Consider the following 26195-nt stretch of genomic DNA (forward strand, 5'->3'; position numbering starts at 1 on the left):
GGTGGGGTGCGGATTCCCGCCCTCCGCCCGGCGGAGTGGTGAGCGGGGTGCCCGGCGCAAAAACGGGCACACCACATCAACGCCGGTCATAATAATCCGGATATATGCGACATTCGGGGACCTCAAAGGGTTCTTTCTGGCTGTGCAAAGCAATTGTTGGATTGCCGAGGTACCCGGCTTTCGAGTACAACTTCCTGCCATGCGGACCAAGATTGCTCGTACAGTCCACGGCACCTTCGGGGAATTGCTTCAGGGCTATACGCGCGGAGCGGCCGGATACGAACATTTCCTTTTCACGGCCCCGGTGGAAGAACTCCGCTGCCAGGCCCGCATCAGACAGGAAAATCGATCCGAGGCGGCTCCGCTCACCGTCAGACCCGCCGACCGGGTCAAGGCACTGCGTGCCTATACCTCGCTCCGTGCCGATCTGCGGCAGCGCGGCCACGGCGGTGTTCTGGAGATCGACTCCAATATCCCGGTGGCGAAAGGGCACGCCAGCTCCACCAGCGACATACTGGCCAGCGCGCTCCTGTGCGTGTCCGAGGCCTGCCCCGACATCCCGGAGGCGGCCGCGCACGCGCTCGCGCTGTCCGTCGCGCGCCGACTGGAGTACGGCGACTACCTGTTGCACCCCGGCATAGCCGCGTGCGCCCAGCGCGCCCAGCGGCTGATCACCGCGTACCACACCGACCTGCGCTGGACCATCGTCGGTGTGGACGAGGGCGGTTACGTGCACACCGAGGACTTCCACCGTGAACTCCCCGAGGACCCGGGCAAGGCCGAGGAGTACGCGCGGCTCTTCGACGAGCTGGACGCGGCGCTGCGCGCCGACGACGGACCGGCGGCCGCGCGGATCGCCACCCGCAGCGCGGAGCTGCACAACGACCGGCTGCCCAAGAAGTCGCTGAGCGATCTGACCGCACTCCAGCGGGACTTCGGCGCGCACGGCATCTGTGTCGCGCACAGCGGCACGCTGGCCGGCCTGATCTTCTCCCGGTACCAGTCCGACCACGACGAGCGGGTCGCGGGATGCCGCGCCGCGCTGGACGAACGCGGCTACACCGGTGCCACGTTCACCCTCAAGGAGGCGAGGCGTCCATGAGCGGCGCGACCACCACCCCCGACCACGACCGGCAGACGGCCGAGACCGGCCGCCCCGCGCCCGGCGCGCCCCCCACGTCCCGGAAGGGCGGCCGGGCCCGCTACCAGGGCATGGTCCTGATCGCCGTGTGCTGCCTGGCCCTGGGCGGGGTGTTCGTCAGGGTCAGCGAGGTCGGCCCCGTCGCCACCGGCGCGTACCGCTCGCTGTTCGCCACACCGATGCTGCTCGCCGTCTCCGTGGCCATGGCGCGCCGTTCGCCGGAGGCGCGTGCGGCGGATGGGAAGAAGGCCGCGGGCGCCCGGCGGGGCACGCGCATGACCGGCCGGGACCGGGCGCTCATCGCGCTGGGCGGACTGTTCCTCGCGGGCGACCTGTGCCTGTGGAACATATCCTTCCTCTACACCTCGCTGGCGGAGGCGAACCTGCTGGCCAACCTGGTGCCGTTCATCATCGCGCCGCTCGCCTTCTTCCTCTGGGGCGACCGGCTGCCCTGGAAGCTCGTCCTCCCCGCGGTCCTCGCCCTCGGCGGCCTGTACGTCCTGGTCATCCTCGGCACCGGCCTGGACCCCAGGCACCTGCGCGGCGACCTCCTCGCCCTGGCCACGGCGGTGTTCTACGCCCTGTTCCTGGTGGTGGCCAAGGGCCTGCGCGACCGCCACGAGGCCACCCGCATCATGGCCACCCTCAGCCTGGTCTGCGCGGTGGCGTGCTTCGCCGTCGCGGGCTTCCTCGGGGAGAAGATCTGGCCCACCAGCGCGCAGGGGTGGCTGCTCCTCATCGGCCTGGCGATCACCTCGCAGGTGTTCGGCCAGACCCTCATGGCGCACGCGGTGAAGTTCCTGCCGCTGCAACTGGCCGCGCTCTTCGTGCTCCTGCAGCCCGTCGCCGCCGCCGTCTACGGATTCTTCCTGTTCGATCAGCGTCTGAGCCTGGTCCAGATCGGCGGGATCGTCCTCCTGCTGATCTCCATCTACTGGGCGAAGAACCTCCTGGAGGGCTCGAAGTGAACACCGCCGACCCCCTCGCCCTGCGAAGAGACCCGTACGAGGTCATCGAGGAGCTGGCCCGGCTCACCACCATCGACTGCGGGGTGCTGGCGGGCCGGTTACGGCTGCGCGCCGTACACGGCAGCCCGACCACCGAGACCAGCTTCAAGTCCATCCTCGGGCTCGGCCTGCTGCTCCTGGCACGGGAGCGCGGCCTGCTGGCCGAGGGGCAGCCGGTCATCGAGTCCACCTCCGGCTCGCTGGGCCTCGGCCTGGCCGTCGCGGGACGGCTCCTGGGCCACCCCGTCCACCTGGTCTCCGACCCCGGCATCCCCGACGTCACCCGGGTGAAGACCGAGCTGGCCGGGGCCACCCTGCACCTCGTCGAAGCGCCGCACCCGGTGCTCGGCTTCCAGCAGGCCAGGGACGACCTCCTCCAGGCGCTGCGCGCCGAACACCCGGAGTTCTACTGGACCAACCAGAACGACAGCCCGCTCAACCCGGAGGTGTACACCCGCTGGGTGGTGCCCCACCTGGCCGGCACCCTGGACTTCTCCCGGATCACCGCCGGCATCTTCTGCGTGGGCAGCGGCGGGCACTTCTCCGCGCTGTCGCGGATGCTCAGCGACAAGGGCATTCCCTCGTACGTCGCCGACCGGGTCGGCTCGATCACCTTCGGCGGCGAGCCCGGGCCCACCATCCTGCGCGGTACGGGCAACCAGAACCGCATACCCGCGGTCATCGACGCGGCCCGAAGACGGGTGGCCGGCGTCCACCGCGTCAGCGACGACGAGGCCTGCCGGGCCGTACGCGAACTCGTCGCGCGCGGGATCAGCGTCGGGGGCTCGTCCGGCGTCTGCTTCGAGGGCGCCCGCCGGCTCGCCGCCGAACTGGGGCCCGACGCCGACGGGGAGATCCTCACCTTCTTCGCCGACCGCGGCGAACTTTACGGTATGACCCTTTTGAGCCACGGGAGTAGCAAGTGATCCAAGCCGCCCTGTGGAGCTCCTGCGCGCCCACGCAGCAGCTCTACCACGACGATCCGTACGCGACCACGGCCACCGCGACCGTCCTGTCGGTCAGCGGCCACCACGCCGTCTTCGACCGGTCCCTCTTCTACGCCGAGTCCGGCGGACAGGTGGCCGACCGGGGCACCGTCGACGGCGCGCGGGTGGTGGACGTGCAGAAGGCGGGCGGCCGGCCCTTCCAGCTCCCCAACGGGGAGGTCGCCACCGTCGAGTCCGTGTTCTGCCACGAGTTCGCCGAGCCGTGCGCGCTCGGCGTCGGCGACGAGGTCACCATGGAGATCGACTGGGACCGGCGCTTCCGCAACATGCAGATGCACACCCTGGCCCACTTCCTCTTCCACGCCACCGGCGAGTACCTGGAGGCGCAGGGCGAGACCCGCTCCACCCGCGGCTGCCACATCAGCGACGACTCCGCCCGCTTCGACTTCAACTCCGCCATCCCCGGCGAGGCGACGGCCGTCATCGAGGCCCGCGTACGGGAGCTGCTGGCCACCTCCCCGGAGGCCACCGTCACCCCGCTGCCGGACACCCACGACGTGTTCGTCTGGCGCTCGGGGGACATCGTCATCCCCTGCGGCGGCACCCACGTGCACCACCCCAAGGAGATCCAGGGCTCCGTCCGGGTGCGCCGCCGTACCAAGGGCCGCCACGGCACCCGCCTCTACATCGACCTCGACCGTGCCGGGACCGGGTGAACCGTGGCGACAACGGGGACCGGGGCGACGCCGGACGGGTCGCCCTTCATAGCCGACCCCGCCGTGCTGAGGGGGAGGCGCACCTTGAAGTGGCGGGTCGGGGACGAGCCGGACCGGCTGTGCCTGGGCGTGGCCGAGATGGACACCGCCACGCCCCCGTTCCTGCGGGACGCGCTGACCCGGGCGGTCGCGCTGGGGGAGACGGGCTACGGGCTCTGCGCGGAGCAGGAGGCGGCCTGCCGCCGCTATCTGCGTGAGCACCACGGCGCCGCGGTGGCGGCCGCCCGCTGCACCACGGACGTGCTGGCCGGCCTGCGCACCGTGCTGGGGCTGGAGCTGCCGCCCGGCTCCCCGGTCGTCGTCGAAACGCCCGTGTACGGCGACCTGTTCACCGTCGTACGGGAGGCCGGCCTCACCCCGCTGGCCGTCCCGCTGGCGCGCGAGGCCGACGGCTACCGGCACGACTGGGCGGCCCTCGAAGCGGCGGCCGCCGACGGTGCCCGCGCCTGGATACTGTGCCAGCCCCACAACCCCGTGGGGCGGGCCTGGACCGGGGACGAGCAGGCGGCGGCGGTGTCGCTCGTGCTCCGGCACGACCTGCTGCTCCTCGCCAACGAGGTGCACCTCCCGCTGGGCCTGGACCACCAGCCGCTCTCCGCGTACGCGGACGCCGGCATCGACCGGGCGCGGGCCTTCGGATTCACCTCCGCCTCCAAGGCGTTCAACGTGGCAGGGCTGAAGAGCGCCACGCTCTACGCCTCGGAACGCACCGCGGAGACGCTCACGGGGATGCCGCAGGGCCTGCTCGGCCGCCCCGGGAGCCTCGGCTCCATCGCCACGGTCGCCTGCTACGAGCACGGAGTGCCGTGGCTGACGGGCCTGCGTGCCGAACTCGCCGCACGTGTCGCGCAGGTCCGCACCGAGCTGTGTGAACTCCCTTTGACGGTCGAGGTGTGGGTGCCGGAGGCCACGTACTTGGTCTGGGCGGAGTTCCCCCGCGCGGGCGAGGCCGAGCGGTTCGCCGAGGCACTGCGCGCCGCGTCCGTGCACGTACTGCCGGGCGGTGTGTTCGGCGGGGAGCGGTTCGCGCACTGCTTCAGGATCAACGCCGCCGCTCATCCGGCGGTCCTGGGCGAGGCCTTCGCCCGGATCCGCGCCGCACTGTGAAGGCCCGGCCAACGGGGCCTTAATCAGCGCGTTACGCGTCCGTAGGTGTGGTGTCACAGTGGCGAGTGAGGCTGGTGAAGCCGACGGTCGCCCCCCCCACGGCGGGCGTCGGAGCACACGACGCACCACTCGGACAACCGGTCCTCCCCCCACGATCCGAACAGGATGGGACCACACAGATGCGTACTCCGCTGGAACGCCCTTCCCGCGCCGGTGCCCACCGCGCCGGCCCGCGTGCGTCCCGCCGAAGAACCGGTCACGCCGGCTGAGCAACCACCCGCTGCCCGGGTCCGGGCCGCCCGTGTCGCGGCCCGGCCCGGTTCTTCGCGCGCCCTCACGCAAGGAAGGAACCACCACGGTGCTCATATCGCACCCCGACCACCCGGCCGACCTGCCCGCCGACTCCTCGGCCGGGCAACTCGGCCCGCCCCCGGCCGCGGAGGGGACCGGCGCCGGCCGGGTCCTCGCCGTCGGCATGCCGGGACCCCGGCTCGACCGGCTCACCCACACCCTGCGGGCCACCGGCCACGAAGTGCGGCAGGTGCCACCCGGCCGGGTGGGCACACACGTCCGGAAGGCCACGCCGGATGCCGTGGTCGCCCTGAACGACGAGCGGAGCGGGCTGGAGGTGATCCGCGAAGTCCGGGCGGCGCCCGCCGGCCGCGCGCTGCCGCTCGTCATGGTCACCGCGGGGCCCGCCCCCGCCGAGGTCGCCGACCTGCTGCGGAACGGGGCCGACGACTGCGTCCTCGACGCCTCCGACCCGGTCGAACTCGCCGCCCGTATCGAGGCGAAGCTGCACCGCGTCCCCGTGCCGGTCGAGCAGCTGCTGCTGGACCCGCGTACCGGGCTCTACTCCCGCCGGCACTTCCTGGACGAGCTGGAGCGGGAGTGCCGGCGCCCGGGGACGGGGCGGCGCGCCGGCCCCTCAGGGGTCATGGCGATCGTCGCCGTCGCCGAAATGAGCGCGCTGGAGCACCGGTTGGGCCACCGCGTCCGCCGGGAGGTCGCCGAGCGGCTGGCGGGCGTCGCCGAGCGGCTGGGCAGTACCTGCGACCGGTTCGGCTGGGACGAGGCCGGGCACCTGCTGATGCTGCTGCCCGGCGTGGACGAGGAGACCGCCCGGCGCGGCCTGGAGAAGTTCGCGCACGCCGTCGCCTCCACCCGCTTCGTCGTCGCCGACGAGAACGTCCGGCTCACCCCGGCCATCGGCTTCGTCCCGCTGGCCGACCGCACCGGGCCCGAAGAGGCCGTCGAGAAGGCGCTCGCGGCGGTCGCGGAGTCCACCAGCCACCGGGATCTGCGCCCGATGGCGTACGCGCCCTGGATGCGCGCCTCGCACCGGCGCCGCAACCCCTTCGGCGCCGCCCTGCGCGCCCGGCTGACCGCTCTCTCCTCGCTGATCGTCCTGCCGCTGGGCGTGGGCCTGCCGTTCCTCGTCTACCAGCAGGCCTACGGCCGGGGCTGGGACGTCGGCTCGGTGATGTACTGGGTGGTGGTGGCCGGGCTGCTGGTCTCCGCCGCGCTGATCGTCGTGGAGTGCCTGTTCTCGCTGGACGCGCCGCGCCGCCCGGCGGAGCCCGCCGAGCCGTACCCGCCCGCCAGCGCGATCATCGCCGCGTATCTCCCCAACGAGGCGGCCACCATCGTCGACACCGTGGAGTCCTTCCTCCGGCTGGACTACCCGAACGACTTCGAGGTGGTGCTCGCGTACAACACACCGCACCCGCTGCCGATCGAGGACACCCTGCGCGAGATGGCCGCGCGCGCCCCCCGGCTGGTGCTGCTGCCGGTCGCGGGCTCCACCTCCAAGGCGCAGAACGTCAACGCGGCGGTGACCCGGGTGCGTGGCGACATCGTCGGGATCTTCGACGCGGACCACCACCCGGCCCGCAACGCCTTCCAGCACGCCTGGCACTGGCTCTCGCACGGCTACGACGTGGTCCAGGGCCACTGCGTGGTCCGCAACGGCGACAGCTCCTGGGTGGCGAAGCTGGTGGCCGTGGAGTTCGAGGCGATCTACGCGGTCAGCCACCCCGGCCGCACCCGGCTGTACGGCTTCGGCGTCTTCGGCGGCTCCAACGGCTTCTGGCGCACCGATCTGCTCGCGCGCACCCGTATGCACGGCTCGATGCTCACCGAGGACATCGACTCCACGATGCGCGCGCTGGGCGAGGGGGCCCGCTTCACCGTCGACCGCACCCTGATCTCCCGCGAGCTCGCGCCGACCATGCTCAGGCCGCTGTGGAACCAGCGCTCGCGCTGGGCTCAGGGCTGGCTCCAGGTCTCCCTCACCCACCTGTGGCGCAGCTTGCGTTCGCCCGCCTTCACGCCGCGGCAGAAGGCCGGGCTGCTGGTCCTGCTGGGCTGGCGCGAGGTGCAGCCCTGGCTGACGCTCCAGATGTGGCCGATCCTGCTGTACTCGGTGTGGAAGGCCGGCGGCCCGGCCGGGCTGGACTGGACCGTGCCGGTGTGCCTGCTGGCGATGGTCTGCACGCTCTCGGCGGGGCTGCTGCAGGCGGCGTTCGCATGGCGGCTCGCCGCCCCCGAACTGCGCCGCCGCCGCGGCTGGTTCTGGAGCTACGCGGTCCTCTCGACGTTCTTCTACACGCACTTCAAGAACACGCTCGCGCGCCAGGCCTGCATGAAGGAGGCGCTGGGGGACCGGCGCTGGCGGGTCACCCCGCGCGCGGTGACGGCCGCCGCACCGGCCGTGGCGGCGGGTGAGCGCCCGTGACGGCCACCGGGACCGGTGCACGCAGCGAGGAGTCGGCCGCCGCCCGGAGCAAGGCGGAGGAACTCCAGGGCTTCCGCGGCATCGCCGCGCTGAGCACGGTCGTCTTCCATGTCTGGCAGCAGTACCACGTGTACGACGGGGACGGCTCCCACCCGCCGGTGGACAGCCCGTACGTCGCCTCGCTGCTCTCCCTCGAAGTCATCGACTTCTTCTTCGTGGTCTCCGCTTACCTGCTCACGCTCTCGTACGCGCGGGCCGCCATCGACGGTGGCTCGACCCGCCCAGGGCGGCTGTTCCTCTTCCGGCGCGCGGTGCGCATCGTGCCGCTGTACTTCCTGGCGGTGCTGGTCGTCTGGTCGACCCGGAACCCGCAACTGGCCGGCAACTGGCGGGACCTGGTGGAGCACCTCACCTTCACCCACGTCTTCGACCGCGAGCAGATCTTCTACACGCTCGGCCCGGCCTGGTCGCTCTCCCTGGAGGTCGCCTTCTACCTCGTGCTCGTCGCGCTGGGGCCGCTCGCCGTACGGGCCTGCCGTCCGCTGCGCCGCCGCGGCGCGCGCGTCGCGGTGTGCGCGGGCGGCTGCCTGCTGCTGTTCGTGCTGCCGGTGGTGTGGGTGGCCGTCGCGCGGTACGGGTACGGCGTCCCGCACACCGACTGGACGGTGTACTTCGGCCCGCAGGCCCGCTTCGGGGGCTTCGCGGCCGGCATGGGGCTCGCCGTGCTGATGGTCGCGCTCGGCGGGCGGGGCCGGCTGCGGCCCGTACCGGCGACGGCGCCGGCCGTCCTGGCGGTGGCCGGGGTCTACTGGCTGTCCTGGGACTCCCGGCCGGAGAACGCCACGTTCACCTTCTACCACCCGCTCGCCTCGCTGCTGTGGGCGGCGCTGCTCTTCGGTGTCCTGCACGTGCGCGGCACGGTGCGCTGGCACGCGCTGCTGCGGGCCCGCTGGCTCACCCACCTCGGCCTGGTCAGCTACAGCCTCTTCATCTGGCACGAGCCGGTCATGCTGCAGCTGTTCCAGTGGGGCCTGCTGCCCGGCCGGCCGGACGGCTTCTGGGCGGCGGTCGCGGTCGTCCTGCTGGTGGCGGTGCCGTTCGCGACGGCGAGCTACTGGGTCGTGGAGTACCCGTCGAGCCTGCTGTACCGGCTCAGGGACGGCAGCGGCCGGCAGCGGGACTTCTACGCGGGGGTGGTGACCCGGTAGCGCGCTGCCTCAGGTGGCGGACCTGAGCATGACCACGATGAAGCTCAGGAACGCCAGGAGGACGTGCGTGCCGACGACGTAGAGGAAGACGCGTACGGTCAGTCCGCGCGGGGCCCGGTCCTCGACATCGTTCCTACGGGCCCCGGCGGACGCCGGCGGGGCGGCGGGCTGCTCGGTCACGGGGGTGGTCCTTCCTGGGATCGGCAAGGCCGGGGAGCGGGTCACAGCCCGCGGCGGGCACCGTCGCCCAGGCACAGCCCGGCCGTGCCGCTCTGCATGAGGGTGTGGACGAAGAGGAGCTCCGTGCCGCCGGGGGAGGCCGCGGCGATGCGGTGCGGGGTGAGCGAGTCGAAGTGCGCCGCGTCGCCCGGGTCCAGGAGCTGCACCGTCTCGCCGAGGGCCAGCCGCAGCCGTCCCTTGAGGACGTACAGCCACTCCTCGCCGGGATGCACCCGCACCAGACCGGCCTGGCCGTCGTGCGGAGGGACGAACACGCGCAGCGCCTGCATCGCCCGCCCGGCGCCGCCCATCGGCCAGTACGTCCAGCCGCCGGTCTCCGAGGGCGCGGCCTCGGCGCCCCGGAACACCGGCTCCCGCTCCGGTGCTGTCTCGCCGAGCAGGTCGGATACCGTGGTGGCGTACGTCCGCGCCAGGGAGAGCAGCATCGGCAGCGACGGCTGGCGGCGCCCGGTCTCCAGGCGCGAGAGGTGCGCGGGGGACAGACCGACCCGTCCGGCCGCGGTCTCCAGCGTGAGGCCGGCGCGTCGTCGCAGGTCACGCAGGCGAGGCGCGACGACGGGCAGCTCCTCGGAGGGGCCGTCGGACGCGTGGTCGTCCAGAGGTGCGGTCATGTCTCTGGTATAGCCAGACCCGGCCCGAGGGGCAAAAGTTTTGCCTCAGAGGCAAAAGCCTCGCGATCCCCGACGGTCACCTGCGCTGTTCGTCCGGCTCCTGTGAACTCCCGGGAAACTTCCGGCACTTGCATTGACAGGGGCATGTCTACGCGCGTCATGCTGTACGGCATGAGAATCCCCCCACGGATCACCCGGATCGGCGCGCTCGGCGCCCTCGCCTCGGCCCTGTTCCTCGCGGGCCCCGCCGTCGCCGCCACGCCCACTGCCGCCGCACCCGCGGCGGTGGCGCACGCCGCGCCCGTGCACGCGGCCGCCGTCGGCGACATCTGCTACTCCAAGCTGCCCGCCGAGGCCCACGAGACGCTGGACCTCATCGAAAAGGGCGGCCCCTACCCCTACCCGCAGGACGACGGCGTCTTCTCCAACCGGGAGGGCGTCCTGCCGCAGCAGCCCAGCGGCTACTACCACGAGTACACCGTCGAGACCCCGGGCTCCCCGGACCGCGGCGCCCGCCGCATCGTCACCGGCGAGCAGAACGACGAGGACTACTACACCGCCGACCACTACGAGAGCTTCGACCTGGTGGACCGCGGCTGCTGAGCGGCCGGGGAACAGCGCGGCGGCCGGGGCGATGCCCCGGCCGCCGCCGTTTTTTCCGGCGCTTCCCATGTCCCGTACGGCGCCGCGTACTCCGGCGCGCCGGGCCGCGCGGGGTCGCCCGACAACCGGGTCGCACCCCCCACTGAGGGATTGTCAGCCGTTGCCGGTAGCGTTTCGGTGGAAACAGCGACCGGGCGGGCATCGGCGGCGAAAGTGGCCTCAAGGCGGCCACCTGCGGCGGAGCCCGACCACCGGCGCACCGGAACAGTTCCCCGGGGGCACGGCGGCGACGCCGTGTGCGGGACGGATCAGGAAAGGGCGGCGAGCTGTCGTGTACCGCTGGGAGATCACCCGGGCCGCACTGGCTCAGCGCGTTTTCGCCATCGTCCGCAGTGAGACCTACGACGAGGCCAGCGCCACGGCCGACACACTGCTGTCGGCCGGCATCACCAGCCTGGAGATCTCCCTGACCACGCCGTTCGCGCTGGAGGCGGTCACCACGCTCACCCGTGAGCTGGGCGACGACGCGATCATAGGCGCGGGCACGGTCCTGGACGCGGCCTCCGCACGGATGGCCGTGGACGCCGGCGCCCGCTTCCTGGTCTCACCGCATCTGGATGCCGAGGTGATCGGCACCGGCCACCGCTACGGCGTCCCGGTCTTCGCCGGCGTCGCCACGCCCACGGAGATGGTGCGCGGCCTGGAGCTGGGCGCCGACGCCCTGAAGCTCTTCCCGGCCTCCGGCCACAGCCCCGGCTGGCTCCGGGACGTCCGCGCGGCGCTGCCCCAGGCGCCGCTGGTGCCGACGGGCGGCGTGACGGTCGAGAACGCCCCGGAGTGGATCGCCGCCGGTGCGGTCGCGGTCGGCATGGGCACCGCGCTCTCCGCCGGCGACCGCGACACGGTCACCAAGCGCGCCGCCGCCCTCCTCCCGCTCCTCGCCGACGCCGCCCCGCCGTCCATGACGCCGGGCCTCGGCTCCCTGGACCTGTACGAGGTCTGATCCCCGGCCCGCCGCACCCGCCGGCGCCGCGGCCCTCCGGAGCGCCCGTACGCCCGCCTGAGGCCCGTACGCGGCGCCCGGCTCAGATTCCCCCGCGCAGCATCCGCGACAGCCCCAGGGCCGCCGTGCGGACCGCCGGGGCGAGTTGGGCCGGGCGGAAGCGGGCGCGCGGCACGGCGACCGAGAGCGAGGCCACCGCGTCGCCGCCCGCGAAGACCGGGGCCGCGATGCAGCTGACCCCGAGCACCGCCTCCTGCTCCTCGTAGGCCAGCCCGGACACCTGCGTCTTCTCCAGCGCCATCCGCATGCGCGCCGGATCGGTGATCGAGTGCGCCGTCAGGCGCGGCAGCGGCCGCGACAGCACCTCCTCGGTCAGCTCGGTACCGCAGAAGGCCAGCAGCGCCTTGCCCACCCCCGTGCAGCTCAGCGGCAGGCTGTGGCCGATGTGCGAGGGCAGTTGGAGCGCGTCGTGCCCGTGGATGCGCTCCAGGTAGACCACCTCCATGCCCTCGCGCACCCCGAGGTGCACGGTCTCGCGGGTGGCCTCGAAGAGGTCCTGGAGGAACGGCAGCGCCGCCTCGCGCAGGTCCCGCCGCCGCGGCACCAGCGACCCCAGCTCGAACAGCCGGCCGCCGAGCCGGTAGCGGCCGTCGTCGGTGCGCTCCAGCCAGCCCAGCCGCACGAGGCCGGCCGCCAGCCGGTGCACGGTCGGCTTGGGCAGCCCCGACCGCTGGGCCAGTTCCGCCAGCCGGTACGGACCGCCGGTCGGGCGGAAGGACTCCACGATCAGCGCGGCCTTGTCGAGCATGCTGGTGCCCGTCTCGTTCCGTGTCACGGAACAAACATTGTCCCCTCCGAGACGCCGCGTCTATACCGGAGCCATCGCCGTGGGGCCCGCGTTCGGGAGCCCCGCCTCCTCCGCCCGCCCGACCAGGAGACCGCGCCATGCCGACCCCGCCCGATCCCGTACGCCTCGACGACGTGCCGCCCGCCGTCGTCAAGGCCGCCGACATCCTGGCGGAGGCCGCCCGTACCGGCGTCCCCTGCCCGCCCGTACGCGGCCTGCTGCCCGAGGGCGACCTGGCTGCCGCGTACGCCGTCCAGCGGCTCACCGTGCGGCGCGGGCTCGCCGCCGGCGGCCGGATCGTCGGCCGCAAGACCGGACTGACCTCACCCGCCGTACAGGCTCAGCTCGGCGTCGACCGCCCGGACTTCGGTGCGCTCTTCGCGGACATGGCGGTGCCCGAGGGCACCCCCGTACCGGCCGGCCTGCTGCTCCAGCCCAAGGTGGAGGCCGAGGTCGCGCTCGTCCTGGCCGAGGACCTGCCGTACCGGGACTGCACGGTCGCCGACGTGCTGCGCGCGACGGACTTCGCACTGGCCGCACTGGAGATCGTGGACAGCCGGGTGGCCGGCTGGGACATCTCCATCGTCGACACCATCGCGGACAACGCCTCCTCCGGCCGCTACGTCCTGGGCAGCGCGCCCGTGCCGGTGACCCGGCTGGACCTGCGCTGCGTACGGATGACCATGACCCGCAACGGCGCACAGGTCTCCGCCGGCACCGGCGCCGACTGCCTCGGCAGCCCCCTCAACGCGGCCGCGTGGCTGGCCTCTTCGCTCGCCGAAGCGGGCGACCCGCTGCGCGCCGGCGACCTCGTGCTGACCGGTGCGCTGGGCCCGATGGTGCCCGCCGCGCCCGGCGACCTGTTCGAGGCGCACATCTCGGACCTGGGCTCCGTACAGGCGCGATTCGCGGCGGAGACCGAAGGCACGGAAGGAGAGCGACGGTGACCACCACAAACCCGGCCGGCTCCGGCGCCCGCACCAAGGTCGCGATCATCGGCTCCGGCAATATCGGCACCGACCTGATGATCAAGGTGCTGCGGCTCTCCACGAGCCTGGAGATCGTCGCCCTGGCCGGCATCGACCCGGACTCCGACGGCCTCGCCCGGGCCCGCCGCCTCAAGGTCGCCACCACCCACGACGGTGTGGACGGCCTGGTGAAGCTCCCCGAGTTCGCCGACGTGGAGATCGTCTTCGACGCGACCTCCGCCGGCGCCCACCGCCGCCACGACGAGACGCTGCGCGCCCTCGGCCGCACGGTCGTGGACCTGACCCCCGCCGCGCTCGGCCCGTACGTCGTGCCGCCCGTCAACCTCGACACCCATCTCGACGCGCCCAACGTCAACATGGTCACCTGCGGCGGCCAGGCCACCATCCCCGTCGTCGCCGCGGTCGCCGCCGTCACCCCCGTCCACTACGGCGAGATCGTCGCCTCGATCTCCTCGCGCTCCGCCGGCCCCGGCACCCGCGCCAACATCGACGAGTTCACCGAGACCACCGCCGCCGCCATCGAACAGGTCGGCGGCGCCGCACGCGGCAAGGCGGTGATCGTCCTCAACCCCGCCGAGCCGCCGCTCATCATGCGCGACACCGTGCACTGCCTGGTCTCGGCGTGCGACCGGGACGCCGTCAACGCGTCCGTCGAGGAGATGGTCGCCCGCGTCCAGGCGTACGTACCCGGCTACCGGCTCAAGCAGCGCGTCCAGTTCGAGACCGTGGCCACCGGCGACCCGCTGCGCGCACTGCTGCCCCCGGCGGCAGCGGCCGGCGAGGCCACCAAGGTCTCCGTCTTCCTCGAAGTGGAGGGCGCGGCCCACTACCTCCCCGCCTACGCCGGGAACCTCGACATCATGACCTCGGCCGCGCTGCGCACCGCCGAGCGCATCGCCGCACACCGCTCCAGCGAGGTGGCAGCACGATGACCACGCACCGGGCCGAAGCCCGCCCCCTGTACGTCCAGGACGTCACACTCCGGGACGGCATGCACGCCATCCGGCACCGCTACACCGTCGACCAGGCCCGCGCCATCGCCGCGGCACTGGACGCGGCAGGCGTCGCCGCCATCGAAATCGCCCACGGCGACGGCCTGTCCGGCTCCAGCATCACCTACGGCGTCGGCGCGCACACCGACTGGGAGTGGATCGAGGCCGTCACGGACGCGGCACGCACCGCCGTACCGACCACGCTCGTACTCCCCGGCATCGCCACCGTCCAGGACCTCAAGCAGGCGCACGCGCTCGGCATCCGCTCCGTCCGCATCGCCACCCACTGCACCGAGGCCGACATCTCGGCGCAGCACATCGCGGCGGCCCGCGAGCTGGACATGGACGTGGCCGGGTTCCTGATGATGTCCCACATGGCCGAGCCCGCCGAACTCGCCCGCCAGGCACGGCTGATGGAGTCCTACGGCGCGCACTGCGTGTACGTCACCGACTCCGGCGGCCGGCTCACCATGGACGGCGTACGGGACCGCTTCCGCGCCTACCGCGACGTCCTCGACCCGGCCACCGAACTGGGCATCCACGCCCACCACAACCTCGCGCTCGGCGTCGCCAACACCGTCGTCGCCGTGGAGAACGGCGTGACCCGCGTGGACGCCTCGCTGGCCGGCCAGGGCGCGGGCGCGGGCAACTGCCCGCTGGAGGCCTTCGTCGCCGTCGCCGACCTGATGGGCCGGCAGCACGGCTGCGACCTCTTCCCGCTGATGGACGCGGCCGACGACCTCGTCCGCCCGCTCCAGGACCGTGAGGTGCGGGTGGACCGGGAGACGCTGAGCCTGGGCTACGCGGGCGTCTACTCCAGCTTCCTGCGGCACGCCGAGACGGCCGCCGAGCGGTACGGCCTGGACACCCGCGCCGTACTCGTCGAGGTGGGCCGCCGGGGCCTGGTCGGCGGTCAGGAAGACATGATCACCGACGTCGCGCTGGACATGGTGGCGGCACGGGGCTGAGTCGCACGCGGGGGCCGGCGCCTCAACGGACACCGGCCCCCTGCGGTCACGGCAGCAGCGACTCCGCCACGTCGGCGGCGCGCATCGTGCCGCCCTCGGCACGGAGTTCGGCGCGCAGCGCGGCCGAGCGCCGGGCCACCTCCGGGTCGGAGGTCAGCTCCAGCAGGGCGGCCCGCAGCGCCTCGGAGGTGGCGTCGGCGGTGTCGAGCCGCCGGGCCACGCCCAGCGACACCAACCGGTCGGCGTTGTCGAACTGCTCGGCCGCCTGCGGTACCGCGATCATCGGCACGCCCGTGTACAGCCCCTCGTTGCAGCCGCCCATCCCGGCGTGCGTGACGAACGCGTCGGCCTGCTCCAGAATCGCCAACTGCGGTACCCAGGAGTGCACTTCCACGTTCCGCGGCACGGTGCCCAGCTCCGCCGTGTCGGTGTGCTTGCCGACCTGGAGCACCATGTGCCAGTCCGGCAGGTCACCGAATGCGGACAGACACTGCCGGTAGAACTCCGGCTGCCGGGTGAAGGCCGAGCCCAGCGAGACCAGCAGGACGTTCCGCGCGCCGGCCGGGCGGCTCCAGCCGCCCTGGTCGCTCCGGTCGCCGAGACAGGGCCCGACGAACGTCACCGCTTCGGTGTCCACCCTGTCCGCGTGCGGCTGCATGGCCCGCGGGATCGTCGCCACCGCCCGCGCCGGGCGCCCGGAGAACTCCATCGGGTCCGGCGTCGTCGCCCCGTTGCCGGCCAGCCAGCCGGCGAACTTCGCGAAGTACGCGTCGGCCCCGGGCAGCGCCCGGATCTGCGCGGTGATGGCCTCCGGACCGTCCCACGCCACGTACGTCGGCGAGATCTGGAGCGTGGGCCGCCCCTGGGCCTCGGCGAGCGCACGGCCCGCGTACCCGCCGATGTCGTAGAGGTACAGGTCGGCGGGGTCGTCGTCGTACAGCTCGTGCAGCTGCGGCAGCATCTGCACGGCGTCGTCGAGGAAGACGGTCATCGCCTCGACCGGGTCCCCGGGCCAGTCGCCGCCGGTCACCGGGGGCAGGGTGGAGCGGTACGGGCGCAGCTCGGCGCCGGCCGAGGTGACCAGGTCGGCCAGGAACGGGTCATTGGCGTACGTGACGCGGTGGCCGCGGGCCACCAGCTCCCGGATGATCTCGATACCGGGCAGGGTGTGGCTGACGACGGGATTGCCGATCATCGCGATGTGGGCGCGGCGCGGCGACGTACCGGAGGTACGGGAAGGCATGAAAGATCACTCACTTCAGGTCTACGGAAGAGCAGGACACAGCGGCCCGGCGTCCGGCGATGCGGACGTGCAGGCGGGCGGCGCGGCGGGACGGAACCGCCGGCGGGGCCGTGTCAGCCGTAGATCTGGTGGAAGTACATGTGCCCACCGTAGCCTCGTGTGGCGGACGTGACCAACCGAATTACCGGCAGCCCGGCGGCCGAGGGGGACCACAGTGACGGACATCGTCGAACTCAGCGCACTTGAACCGGACTTCAACGCCAACCCCTATCCGCACTACGCCGAGCTGCGCGCCAAGGGCCCGGTGCACCAGGTCCGGCTGCCCGACGGCCGGGACGTCTGGATGGTCGTCGGCCACGACGAGGCCAGAGCCGCGCTCGTCGACCCGCGCCTGAAGAAGGACTGGTCCGCGCACCCCGACTGGCAGCCCGTGAAGGGCACCGGGCAGCTCCTCGCCAACATGCTGCAGAGCGACCCGCCGCGCCACACCCGGCTGCGGAAGCTGGTCACCCGGGCTTTCACGGCCCGCGCCATGGAGGCGCTGCGCCCGGCCGTGCAGCGCATCACCGACGACCTGATCGACGCCATGCTCGCGAAGGCGGCCGACGGCCGCGCCGACCTCGTCGAGTCGCTGGCCCACCCGCTGCCCATGACGGTGATCTGCGAGCTGCTCGGCGTGCCCGACCTGGACCGGGAGCGGTTCCGGCGCTGGTCGGACGCGTTCGTCACCAGCGACGGGCCGACCGGCAGGGACGGCTCCGAGATCGAGATGGCCCGCTACCTCGACCAGCTCATCGAGGACAAGCGGCACACCCCGGGCCCCGACCTGTTCAGCACGCTCATCCGCACCACCGACGAGGACGGCGACCGGCTCTCCGGCGACGAACTGGTCGGCATGGCCTTCCTCCTGCTCGTCGCCGGTCACGAGACCACAGTGGGCCTCATCGCCAACGGCACCCTCGCGCTGCTCCGCCACCCGGACCAGCTCGCCGCGCTCCGCGCCGACTTCGGGCTGCTGGACAACGCCGTCGAGGAGATGCTGCGGTACGACGGGCCCGTGGAGACCAGCACCTGGCGGTACACCGGCGAACCGGTGGAGATCGGCGGCACGCGGGTGCCGGCCGGGGTGCCCGTGATCGTGGCGCTGGGCTCGGCCGCCCGCGAGACCGGCCGGTTCGCGGCTCCCGACAGCTTCGACATCACCCGCGACACCCGCGGCCACCTGGCCTTCGGCCACGGCATCCACTACTGCCTCGGCGCACCGCTGGCCCGCATGGAGGGCCGCATCGCCATCCGCACCCTCCTGGAGCGCTGCCCGGACCTGGCCCTGGACGCCGACCCCGCCACGCTCACCTGGCGCCCCGGCATCCTGATGCGCGGCCCCGTCCGCCTCCCGGTCCGGGTGAGCTGAACCGGCACCCCGTACGCCACCGCCACCGGGACCGACGACGGGCCGCGCGCGCCGCGCGGCCCGTCTCCGTATCCGGGCGCCGCGTTCCAGCCACTGGGCCACCCCTTCACCGACCGGGCCGCATCTGCCAGCCTTAAGCTCTTGATCTTGCCCGGTCCCGATCACGCCGCGCCCCCGCCGCGTACAGGAGTCGCCATGAAGCGTGCCGTCACGCTGTCCGCCCTCGCCTGCCTTCTCGCCGCCACCGCGGCGGCCCCCACCGTGTTCGCCGACGGCGCCACACCGGACCCGTCCGCCGCGCCGGCCGCCAAGGCCACCCAGGCGAAGAAGGCCAAGAAGAAGGTCGTGTACCGCACCGCGCCCACCCTTCTGGACACCGTGCCGCGCCGCGGCACCCTGCGGGTCTGCACCACCGGCGACTACCGCCCCTTCACGTCCCGGGACCGCAAGACCGAGAAGTACAGCGGCATCGACATCGACATGGCGCGGGACCTGGCGAAGAGCCTGGACGCCAAGGCGAAGTTCGTCCCCACCACCTGGGCGAGCCTGGTCGCCGACCTCGACGGCGGGCGCTGCGACATAGCGGTGGGCGGCGTCTCCGTCACCCTGCCGCGCGCCCGCAAGCTCGCCTTCAGCGAGCCGACCCGCACCGACGGCAAGACGCCGATCGTGCGCTGCGAGGACAAGAAGAAGTACCGCACGCTGAAGGACATCGACGAGCCGGAGACGACCGTCGTCGTCAACCCGGGCGGCACCAACGAGGAGTTCGCCAGGGCGCACATCAAGGAGGCGAAGATCAAGGTCCACAAGGACAACAACACGATCTTCGACGAGATCGTCGAGGGCCGCGCCGACGTGATGATGACCGACGCCAGCGAGACGCTCTACCAGTCCAAGCTCCACCCCGAGCTGTGCTCCGTACACCCCGACGACCCCTTCACCTTCGCCGAAAAGGCCTACGCACTGCCCCGCAGGGACACCCAGTTCAAGCAGTACGTCGACCAGTTCGTCCACCTGGCGAAGCACGACGGCACGTATGAGGAGTACGAGGACGAGTGGATGAAGTGACCCCGTCGTCCGCCGCCGCTCCGGCGCGGCGTCAGCCGTCCGTGTCGTACAGCGTCGTGCATGTCGCTCCCCAGTTGCCCGGGTAGTGGTTGTCGAGTGCGGTGAGGGCGGTGGTGAGGGCGGGGAGCAGGGTGCCGTACGGGTCGGTCAGGGGGTCGAAGTAGGGGTGGCCGGGGAGGGCGCCGGGGCGCTCGCCGGTCGCCGAACGGCGGGTCGGTTCCGGGGCGAGCCAGGCGGCGCCCAGTGCCCGCGCCATCGCCGCCGACGGGTCGGACTGGGCGAGCGGCCGGACGAGACGGTGGTACCGGCGGACCGGTGAGTCCTCGGAGAAGAGGACGTAGTCGCGCACGGGCGCGCGCCGGACCAGGTGGAACGCCTCGTTCCTGGCGGCCGGGTCGGCCGTCTGCTCGAAGACCCGGCAGAGGAACGCAGCGGCCGCCGGCAGATCGCCCAGCGCCAGCGCGTGGTACGCGGCCACCGCGCCCTGGCCGTGGTCGCGGGCCCGCAGCCGCAGCGCGTCGTGCGCGTGCCGCCAGGTGAACCCGTCGTTGTCCGGCCGGCCCGCCAGGTCGCGCAGGAGCAGATGGCGCAGCAGGGGGTGCAGCTGGTCGGACTGGCTGTCCTGCACCGGCGGGGTGAGCAGGCCGTGCGAGCGGAAGTGCGCCAGTGCGCCCTGGGCGTCCGCGCCGGTGTCGCCCCACAGCCCCCAGGCGGTGAAGGCGTGGTCCAGATCGACCGCGGCGGCGGCCCGCGGCAGCAGCTCCCGCACCTCCGGGGGCACGTCCCGCAGCAGTGTGTCGAGCAGGTCCCCGGCGAGGTCCCAGCCGTCGCCGTCGGGCCGCTGCCCGGCCGGTGTGAGCAGGCGGCGCAGCCGGTACGCCCAGTCGGTGTCCTCGGGGAAGAGGGGCAGCGCGGCCAGCAGCGCGGCCACCGCGCCGGGGTGGCCGCGCGTCAGGTCGTGCACGAGGCGGCCGAGCCAGGCGGCCGGCCGCCGCACGGGCGGCCGGGGCAGCCCGCGGGTGCCGAAGAGCGTGTCGGTGGCCAGCTCGGTGACCTCCGCCAGGGACAGCCCGCCCAGCTGCGCGACCATGAGATCGTCCGCGGTCCGGGTTTCCTGACGATGCGTCAGTCGCCAGTGGGTCAGCTGGTAGCGCAGGTCGGGACCGGTCAGCTGCTCCGGGTCCACCTGCCGGGGCACCGTACCGGCGGTGGCCACGGCCAGCAGCGGGTCCCAGGCCGGGGTGACGCCGCTGTCCAGCGCCCGCGCCTCGGCCAGCGACTGGAGGAACCCCTCGCCCACCGGGCAGTCGGCGTTGTCCAGCAGCAGGAGGCAGTGCGTGGCGCGGTGGCGCGGGGAGCCGTCGCGGTAGGCGGACCGCAGGTCCGACAGCAGCGCCCGCAGCAGCACCTCGTCCACGATGCCCGCGTCGCCCGGGCGGCCCGCGAGCTGTCGCTGCAAGTGGCGCAGCAGGTCGCGGCTGGTGCCGCCGCTGCGCCGGGCGACGCCGGCCAGCGCCCGCTCCAGGGACCGCAGCCGCAGCCGTGGCTCGCCGATGAGCGGCAGCAGTGTGCCGATGCCGGGGGGCGGCCGGCCGTCGCCGAGCGTGTCCAGGCCGGTCTGCAGGCCCTTGCGCACGGTGCCGGTGACGTCGCCGAGCGGGAAGCGGCCGAGTGCGCCGCGCGCCGCCTCGCCCAGCTCCCGTACGGCACGCGGCGCGGGCGCCAGCGCGAAGGCGATGAGCAGCCCGGTGAAGCACGGGAAGGTCAGCGCGGGCTTCCCCGGCACGGGCAGGTGGAGCTGGCGGGCGGTCTCCAGCGCCACTTCGGTGACCGACGCGTATGTGCCGTCGGGGCCGTCCAGGTCCAGCCAGGCCAGCGGCGCCGTCAGCTCCTGGGCCCGCGCCGCCAGCTCCCGCAGCAGCGTCGTCTTGCCCCCGCCGGGCGGCCCGAGGAAGAGGTAGGACGGCAGCTCGCTGTGCGTGTGCGGGCCGCGGTCGAGCGACTCCAGCACCGCCGCCTTCAGCAGCCGCTCGCCCCGCGCCCCGTCCCGCGGGGCCGCGCCGGGCCACGGCGCGGAGGCGTCACCGTCGGGGACGCGGGGGCCGGCGAGGATTCCGCGCGTGGGCCGGCGGCCGGCGGCGCGGGGGGCGCGCCCGGTCGGCGGGGAAGCGGTTCCGGGCCGGGCGGCGTCCTCCGGGGTCTCCCGCCAGTGGCCGGCGGGCCGCCGCGGCAGCGGGGTGTCGGTGCGGCCGATGCCCAGCCGCACCAGCAGCGCGTCGTTCACCCAGGCGAACGCCCTGGCGTGGTCCGGCAGCCGGTCCGGGCCGTCCGGGTGGGCCAGCCAGGCGGGGAAGTCCGGGGAGCGGCCGACCAGTTCGTCCATCCGGCGGCCCACCGCCAGCCCGGTCTCCAGCAGCTCGGCCGTGGGCACGGTGTCGAAGAGTATGGCCTTCGTCGCGGCGGGGAAGTCGAACTGCCGCAGCCGCTCGGGCACGTCGTACTCCGCCGGGTGCGGCACCGCGCGCAGCAGCCCGCCGGAGAACACCTCCGCGAGGTGCGCGGTCTCGGCGGGCCAGGCCACCGACTCCTGGACCAGCCGCATGGCCGGTACCGACACCGGCGCGAGCGCCGCGAGATGGGCGGCGAGCCGGTACGCCTCGGGCGAGACGGTGTCCCGGAACCGCAGCACGGCCGAGGTGGCGGCGTCGGCTCCCGGCGGCGGGGCGGGCGCGGCCGCGGCGACCTCGCTCAGCCCGTCGTCCGCGGCCGGCGCGGTGCGCAGCAGGGGCAGTACGGCCGTGCCGCCGGGCGAGGCGACCAGCCGGGCCCACTCCGCGACCGAGGCCGGGCGCGGCGCCAGCACGGGGATCGGCACCCCGTGGAAGGACGCCAGCTCCGGCGGCAGCCCGGAGGCGGTCACCTGCCAGGTGGCGTTGGCCGAGGCCCGGCCGCGCGAGGTCACCTCCCAGCGGTCGGCGCGTACCCCCGAGCCCTTCCACATCTGCGGCGGCAGCACCTGGAGCACGGCCGTCGGGCCGCACCGGCCCCAGTCCGCCAGGACCTCCTGCGCCGAACCGCTGCGCCAGGCCGAGCCGATGCCGTCGGTGACGACGAGCACCATCGTGCTGCCGGAGGGGTCGGCGAGCACCGCCGGGTCGCCGTTGGCCGGGCCGTCCCCGAAGGGGCTGCCGCGCAGCGCCGGGCGCCCGCCGCCGCGGGTGTGCAGCCCGTGGACCCGTACGTCCCGGAAGGCGCCGAGGCGTTCCAGTACGCCGCGCAGTTCGCCGCAGAGCCGCTGCCACAGCAGCATGGACGTGCCGTCGTCGATGACCAGGGCCAGGTCCAGCCAGCGTTCGCGGGCCGGCAGGATCGCCACGTCCGGGAGCCCGGTCTCCGCCATCGCGTCCACCGTCGCGGCCTCGTCGACCTCCGTACGGACCGGGCTGGGGCGCTGCTGCTGGAGTGGGCGCAGCGCCCGGGAGAGGGCGAGCGCGTCGGTGACGGCCTTGCCTTCGGGGGCGCGTACGGACACGGCCGGGCGGCCGCCGTCCTTGCCGCGCGGGGCGCCGCGCTGCGAGCCGCCGTGCAGGCCGTGCCCGGCGTCCGCACGGCGGGGCGCGCGGGCGGGCGGCGAGGGGTGGGCGGTGCGGCCCGGTGCGCGGCTCGGCAGCCCGGACGCCGGGCCGGCGGGATCCGCCGGCCGCCCGGTGTCCGCCGTCTCCGGTGGCGTGCTGCCGTCGGCGGGCGGCGGCTCCGGGGGAGCGGTGTCCTCCTCGGCCGCGGGCAGCCGGGTGGCCAGCCAGAGCGCGTCCAGCAACTCCTGCGGCGACAGCGGCACTCCGCTGTCGCCCAGGATGCGGCGGGCACGCTCCGGCACGGCCTCAGACCGTCCCGCCGAGCCGGTGCAGCACGGCCTTGCGTACCGCCTCGGCGTCGATGTCCACGCCGCCCGCGCGCAGGAAGACGGCGTTGAGGAGCTGGTCGGTGGCGAGTTCGCCGAGCGCGCGGCGGTTGAGGAACGCGGTGAGCAGGTCGTCGACCTCGGGCAGGATGCCCGGGCCGAGGTGGGCGGCGATGATCTCGCGCAGCCGGGTCTCGTCCGGGTCGGGCAGGTCCAGCCGGACGCAGCGGCGCAGGAAGGCGGGCGGGAAGTCCCGCTCGCCGTTGCTGGTGATCACCACGGCCGGGAACTCCCGGCAGCGGACCCGGCCGCGGTGCACCGGCTCGGTGACGCCGGGGTCGGCGGTGAGCACGTCCACGTCGGCCTGGTCCTCGGGCAGCCGGGCCAGTTCCGGGATCTCGAACTCGCCGCTCTCGAAGACCGCGAGCAGGTCGTTGGGCAGGTCCACGTCCCCCTTGTCCAGCTCGTCGACGAGCAGTACGCGCGGCCGGTCGCGGGGCGCCAGGGCCGTACCGAGCGGGCCGAGCCGGACGAACGTGCCGATGCCCGGCTCCGGTTCGTCCCGGTCCCGGCGGAGCGACGCCTCGCGCAGCCGCCCCACCGCGTCGTAGCGGTAGAGCGCGTCCTGCAGCGTGGCGCGGCTGTTGACCGGCCAGTGCAGCACCCGGCCGAGCGACAGCTCGTGCGCGATGGCCTGCGCGAGCGAGGACTTGCCCGTGCCGGGGTGGCCGGTGACCAGCAGCGGGCGGCGCAGGTGCAGTGCGGCGCTGACCACGTCGGCCTGGTCCGGGCCGATCAGGTACGGGCCGCCGCCCGGGCCCGCGCCGCCGGGCGCCGTCGTACGGGTGTGCCCGAAGCGGCGCCAGGGCGGTGCCTCGGGCATGGCGGGCCGGCGGGCCACGCCGTCGCCGCGGAACAGCCGCCAGCCGTCCGCCGCGCCGGAGCCGTCGGCCGGCCGGGCGGGGCCGGGGACGGTGGCGTCCGGGGTCCGGTGGGGATCGGCGGATGCGTTCTCGGTGGCCATGGTTCCTACAGTTCCGCTCGCTCGGAGGGGTCGGTCAGATGGGCGGTCAGCGGCAGCGGGCGGCCCGGGTCGTCCCACACCAGGACCGGCCGGGCCCGGTGCTCGTCGGGGGAGCTGCGGGCCTTGGCGCGGTATTCCCGTACCGCGTCCGGCAGTTGGTGCACCCGCGAGGGCGGGTCGAGGCGGAAGCCGCCGAGGCCGTCGGCCGCGTGCTCGGCGCGGTCCCACAGCAGCACCGGAACCCCGCAGGCCAGGCACCACGTGGCGGTCCTGGCGCGAGTGCCGGGCGGGGTGCCGACCACCACGACGGACGCGTCCAGGTCCTCGTCCAGCAGGCCGGCCACCCGGCCGGGGTCGTCGTGCGTGGCGTCCAGCCGCATCGCGCTCTTCCTGCCCAGCGCCCGCCAGCGCCGCCGCCACACCCCGTCGCTGTCGGCCAGCCGCCGGATGCTGGGGCAGCGCAGCACCATCGGGTAGCGGGTGCCGACGACCTTGGGGGGCAGCGGGCCCGCGTCCGCGGCGCCCAGGGAGTCCAGGTCGATCTCCAGGTCGCCGTGTTCCACGATCAGTTCGACGGTGGGCCAGGCCTGCCCGACGGAGGCGCCGGCCAGCCGGTCGAGGTGCTTGTGCAGGATCTTGACGATCTCGGCCGGGGCCAGCGGGTCGGCGCCCGCGCCCGCCGCCGGCTGGAGCCGCCCGTCGCCCACGTCCGTCCAGAACCCCACGTCGTACCGGCGGGTGCGGCCGTGGCCCGTACCGCCGGTCAGCTCGACCACCAGCCGGGGCGGCGCGCTCACCGCGGCCTGGGCCCACTGGTCGGCGTCGGCGCGCCGGTCGGCCAGCGTGGCGGTGTCGATGCCGAGGTGGCCCGCCATCCGCTCGTTCCACTGGCGCAGTTCGGTGCGCCGGTCGAGCGGGCTGCCGAGGGCGGCGACGAACTCCACCGCGCGCAGCAGCGCCGGTACGCCCGGGGTGCCGGCCGGCACCTGCCGTCCGTCGCCGGCACGGCTCTCCAGCGCGGCCACCCAGCGCCGCGCGTAGGCGGCGAAGACCTTCGGGTCGCTGAGGCCCGTGCCGTCCACCACCTCGTCGGGCAGCGGATACGGGAACGCGCTGCGGGTGGCCTCGGGGACGCGCCGGCGGACGTCGTCGGGGAGCGTGCCGAGCAGATGCAGCAGGGCCCGCTCCTCCCACGGCGACATCCAGTGGTCGGTCAGCCGCGGGGTGAGCCGGGCCAGGTCGCGCAGCGTGCGGGCGTGCGCGGGATCGTAGGGGGCGAGCACCTCGGCGAGCGCGGGCACCGCACGGTCGACGGTGACCAGCACCTCCGTCCACTCCTCCAGGGACGGCAGCGAGCCGTCCTCGGGGTGCGGCAGGAGGCACCGCTCGGCGAAGCGGGACGCGTGCTTGCGGACGTGTGCCTCGTCGGGCAGCGCGCGGTCCAGCAGGAGGCGCAGGTCCTCGCGGAGCCGGTCGGGGGTGCGCTGTTGCGGTACCTGGTCCGCGCAGCCCGGCAGCAGGCCGTCGGCGCCCGCAGCGGTCAGCTCCGCCTTGACGGCCTGCCAGGAGAACGACCAGCTCAGCCGGGTGGTCATGGTGGGGTCGTAGGGTCCTGCGCCCTGCGTGACCATGGCGGCGACCAGGCCGACGGCGCGCTGGTCGGCCACCGACCAGACCGGGCCGCCGCTGTAACCGCCGCGGATCGCCGCGCCGGTGGGCCGTCCGTGCACGTAGCCGATGCCGTCCTCGAAGGTGGCGACGCGGCCGTACGCGGTGTGTTCGGGGTCGCCGGTGCCGTAGCGGGCGCGCACGGTCTGGGAGCCGGTCATCGGGGCCCAGCGGAGCGGCGCGAGGCCGGACGGCGGGTCGCAGGTCAGTTCCAGTACGGCGAGGTCGCCGCGCCAGCGCCGGGCGCCGGGCGGCACGGCGAGGTGCCGCTCGGGCGACTGCTCGTCACGCGGCGGTATCCAGTGCGTGAGCCGGGCGGTGCCGCGGGTGTCCCGGTCGGCGCCGGGGAAGCCGACCGCCAGCTCCACGGCGCCCGGGTGGGCGTACTCCAGCTTGTCCCGGCCGACCGCGAGGTTGATGACGTGCGCGCAGGTGAGGACGTGCCGCGGGGTGAGGCAGACGCCGGCGCCGACCGTGCGGGGGGCGCTGCGGGGCGCCGTACGGGAGGCGGCGGGGTGGGTGCCGAGCGCGGCGCCGCCGAGCGGGGCCGACGCGTACGCCGTGGCCGCTGACGGGGGCCGCGCGGGCCCCTGCGCGCCGGCGGCCGGGCCGTCGTCCGTGCCGTACACCGTCACCAGCCCGGCCCGCTCGTCCGGCGCCGCGTCGTCCCCGGTCCCGTCCGGGCCCGCGCCGAACCACCGCAC

General features: G+C 74.1%; 21 protein-coding genes. 14 read left to right on the forward strand and 7 right to left on the reverse strand.

What is annotated here, in order from left to right:
* Nucleotides 1–304 precede the first annotated feature (304 nt).
* The 7 genes from ACZ6WH_RS29530 (at nt 305) to ACZ6WH_RS29560 (ending at nt 8923) form a co-directional block, all read left to right on the forward strand.
* A complete protein-coding gene (locus ACZ6WH_RS29530) occupies nt 305–1102 on the forward strand; it encodes a GHMP family kinase ATP-binding protein (RefSeq protein WP_469732019.1) in 798 nt (265 codons plus the stop codon).
* Nucleotides 1099–2109 carry a DMT family transporter gene (locus ACZ6WH_RS29535; RefSeq protein ID WP_469732021.1) on the forward strand — a complete coding sequence of 337 codons (1011 nt, stop codon included), beginning with the start codon at nt 1099–1101 and terminating at the stop codon, nt 2107–2109. Before ACZ6WH_RS29530 ends, ACZ6WH_RS29535 begins: the two co-directional genes overlap by 4 nt.
* The gene (locus ACZ6WH_RS29540; RefSeq protein ID WP_469732023.1) at nt 2106–3074 is read left to right on the forward strand and encodes a pyridoxal-phosphate dependent enzyme; all 969 of its coding nucleotides are present in this window, start codon (nt 2106–2108) and stop codon (nt 3072–3074) included. The genes ACZ6WH_RS29535 and ACZ6WH_RS29540 overlap by 4 nt, the downstream gene beginning before the upstream one ends.
* Nucleotides 3071–3811, forward strand: coding sequence for an alanyl-tRNA editing protein (locus tag ACZ6WH_RS29545; protein WP_469732024.1), 741 nt, complete (start codon nt 3071–3073; stop codon nt 3809–3811). Before ACZ6WH_RS29540 ends, ACZ6WH_RS29545 begins: the two co-directional genes overlap by 4 nt.
* Nucleotides 3812–3895: 84 nt before the next feature.
* Complete coding sequence (locus ACZ6WH_RS29550) at nt 3896–4978, forward strand: aminotransferase class I/II-fold pyridoxal phosphate-dependent enzyme (protein ID WP_469732026.1); 1083 nt, start codon at nt 3896–3898, stop codon at nt 4976–4978.
* Between the two features lie 358 nt (nt 4979–5336).
* On the forward strand, nt 5337–7715 hold the full coding sequence (locus tag ACZ6WH_RS29555) for a glycosyltransferase (protein ID WP_469732028.1): 2379 nt from the start codon (nt 5337–5339) through the stop codon (nt 7713–7715).
* Entirely contained in the window at nt 7712–8923 is a 1212-nt protein-coding gene (locus ACZ6WH_RS29560; RefSeq protein ID WP_469732030.1) for an acyltransferase family protein, read from the forward strand. Before ACZ6WH_RS29555 ends, ACZ6WH_RS29560 begins: the two co-directional genes overlap by 4 nt.
* A gap of 9 nt (nt 8924–8932) precedes the next feature.
* Here the strand turns inward: ACZ6WH_RS29560 and ACZ6WH_RS29565 are convergent, their stop codons facing one another.
* Both ACZ6WH_RS29565 and ACZ6WH_RS29570 read right to left on the reverse strand, forming a co-directional pair.
* The gene (locus tag ACZ6WH_RS29565; RefSeq protein ID WP_469732032.1) at nt 8933–9103 is read right to left on the reverse strand and encodes a DUF6126 family protein; all 171 of its coding nucleotides are present in this window, start codon (nt 9101–9103) and stop codon (nt 8933–8935) included.
* A 41-nt stretch (nt 9104–9144) separates the two neighbouring features.
* Nucleotides 9145–9774, reverse strand: a complete 630-nt coding sequence (locus ACZ6WH_RS29570) for a helix-turn-helix domain-containing protein (protein ID WP_469732034.1) — start codon at nt 9772–9774, stop codon at nt 9145–9147.
* Nucleotides 9775–9945: 171 nt separating this feature from the next.
* Here ACZ6WH_RS29570 and ACZ6WH_RS29575 point away from each other — a divergent pair, with 171 nt between their 5' ends.
* Entirely contained in the window at nt 9946–10377 is a 432-nt protein-coding gene (locus ACZ6WH_RS29575) for a guanyl-specific ribonuclease (RefSeq protein ID WP_432859947.1), read from the forward strand.
* A gap of 331 nt (nt 10378–10708) precedes the next feature.
* On the forward strand, nt 10709–11380 hold the full coding sequence (locus ACZ6WH_RS29580; RefSeq protein WP_469732036.1) for a bifunctional 4-hydroxy-2-oxoglutarate aldolase/2-dehydro-3-deoxy-phosphogluconate aldolase: 672 nt from the start codon (nt 10709–10711) through the stop codon (nt 11378–11380).
* Nucleotides 11381–11462: 82 nt separating this feature from the next.
* Here ACZ6WH_RS29580 and ACZ6WH_RS29585 read toward each other — a convergent pair whose 3' ends face one another.
* Nucleotides 11463–12188 carry an IclR family transcriptional regulator gene (locus ACZ6WH_RS29585; protein ID WP_469732681.1) on the reverse strand — a complete coding sequence of 242 codons (726 nt, stop codon included), beginning with the start codon at nt 12186–12188 and terminating at the stop codon, nt 11463–11465.
* 137 nt (nt 12189–12325) lie between these two features.
* Here ACZ6WH_RS29585 and ACZ6WH_RS29590 point away from each other — a divergent pair, with 137 nt between their 5' ends.
* Genes ACZ6WH_RS29590 through dmpG form a run of 3 tightly spaced genes read left to right on the forward strand, consistent with a single transcriptional unit; the run spans nt 12326 to nt 15176 of the window.
* Nucleotides 12326–13174, forward strand: a complete 849-nt coding sequence (locus tag ACZ6WH_RS29590; RefSeq protein ID WP_469732038.1) for a 2-keto-4-pentenoate hydratase — start codon at nt 12326–12328, stop codon at nt 13172–13174.
* Nucleotides 13171–14148, forward strand: a complete 978-nt coding sequence (locus ACZ6WH_RS29595) for an acetaldehyde dehydrogenase (acetylating) (RefSeq protein WP_469732040.1) — start codon at nt 13171–13173, stop codon at nt 14146–14148. Before ACZ6WH_RS29590 ends, ACZ6WH_RS29595 begins: the two co-directional genes overlap by 4 nt.
* Nucleotides 14145–15176, forward strand: a complete 1032-nt coding sequence (gene dmpG / locus ACZ6WH_RS29600) for a 4-hydroxy-2-oxovalerate aldolase (protein WP_469732042.1) — start codon at nt 14145–14147, stop codon at nt 15174–15176. The genes ACZ6WH_RS29595 and dmpG overlap by 4 nt, the downstream gene beginning before the upstream one ends.
* A 46-nt stretch (nt 15177–15222) precedes the next feature.
* Here dmpG and ACZ6WH_RS29605 read toward each other — a convergent pair whose 3' ends face one another.
* On the reverse strand, nt 15223–16419 hold the full coding sequence (locus tag ACZ6WH_RS29605) for a macrolide family glycosyltransferase (protein ID WP_469732044.1): 1197 nt from the start codon (nt 16417–16419) through the stop codon (nt 15223–15225).
* 214 nt (nt 16420–16633) lie between these two features.
* Between ACZ6WH_RS29605 and ACZ6WH_RS29610 the strand changes: the two genes are divergently transcribed.
* Nucleotides 16634–17830 (forward strand): cytochrome P450 family protein, encoded by a 1197-nt coding sequence (locus ACZ6WH_RS29610; protein WP_469732046.1) that lies wholly within the window; start codon nt 16634–16636, stop codon nt 17828–17830.
* Between the two features lie 195 nt (nt 17831–18025).
* Nucleotides 18026–18898 (forward strand): transporter substrate-binding domain-containing protein, encoded by an 873-nt coding sequence (locus tag ACZ6WH_RS29615; RefSeq protein ID WP_469732048.1) that lies wholly within the window; start codon nt 18026–18028, stop codon nt 18896–18898.
* Between the two features lie 31 nt (nt 18899–18929).
* On the opposite strand, the gene ACZ6WH_RS29620 is transcribed toward ACZ6WH_RS29615, so the two are convergent.
* The 3 genes from ACZ6WH_RS29620 to ACZ6WH_RS29630 all read right to left on the reverse strand — a co-directional run bounded on the left by ACZ6WH_RS29620 (nt 18930) and on the right by ACZ6WH_RS29630 (nt 26195).
* A complete protein-coding gene (locus tag ACZ6WH_RS29620; RefSeq protein ID WP_469732050.1) occupies nt 18930–22775 on the reverse strand; it encodes an SAV_2336 N-terminal domain-related protein in 3846 nt (1281 codons plus the stop codon).
* Nucleotides 22776–22779: 4 nt separating this feature from the next.
* Nucleotides 22780–23682 (reverse strand): AAA family ATPase, encoded by a 903-nt coding sequence (locus tag ACZ6WH_RS29625; protein WP_469732683.1) that lies wholly within the window; start codon nt 23680–23682, stop codon nt 22780–22782.
* A gap of 146 nt (nt 23683–23828) precedes the next feature.
* Nucleotides 23829–26195, reverse strand: a complete 2367-nt coding sequence (locus ACZ6WH_RS29630) for a VMAP-C domain-containing protein (RefSeq protein WP_469732052.1) — start codon at nt 26193–26195, stop codon at nt 23829–23831.

The sequence above is a fragment of the Streptomyces sp. NPDC050806 genome (assembly GCF_055586425.1).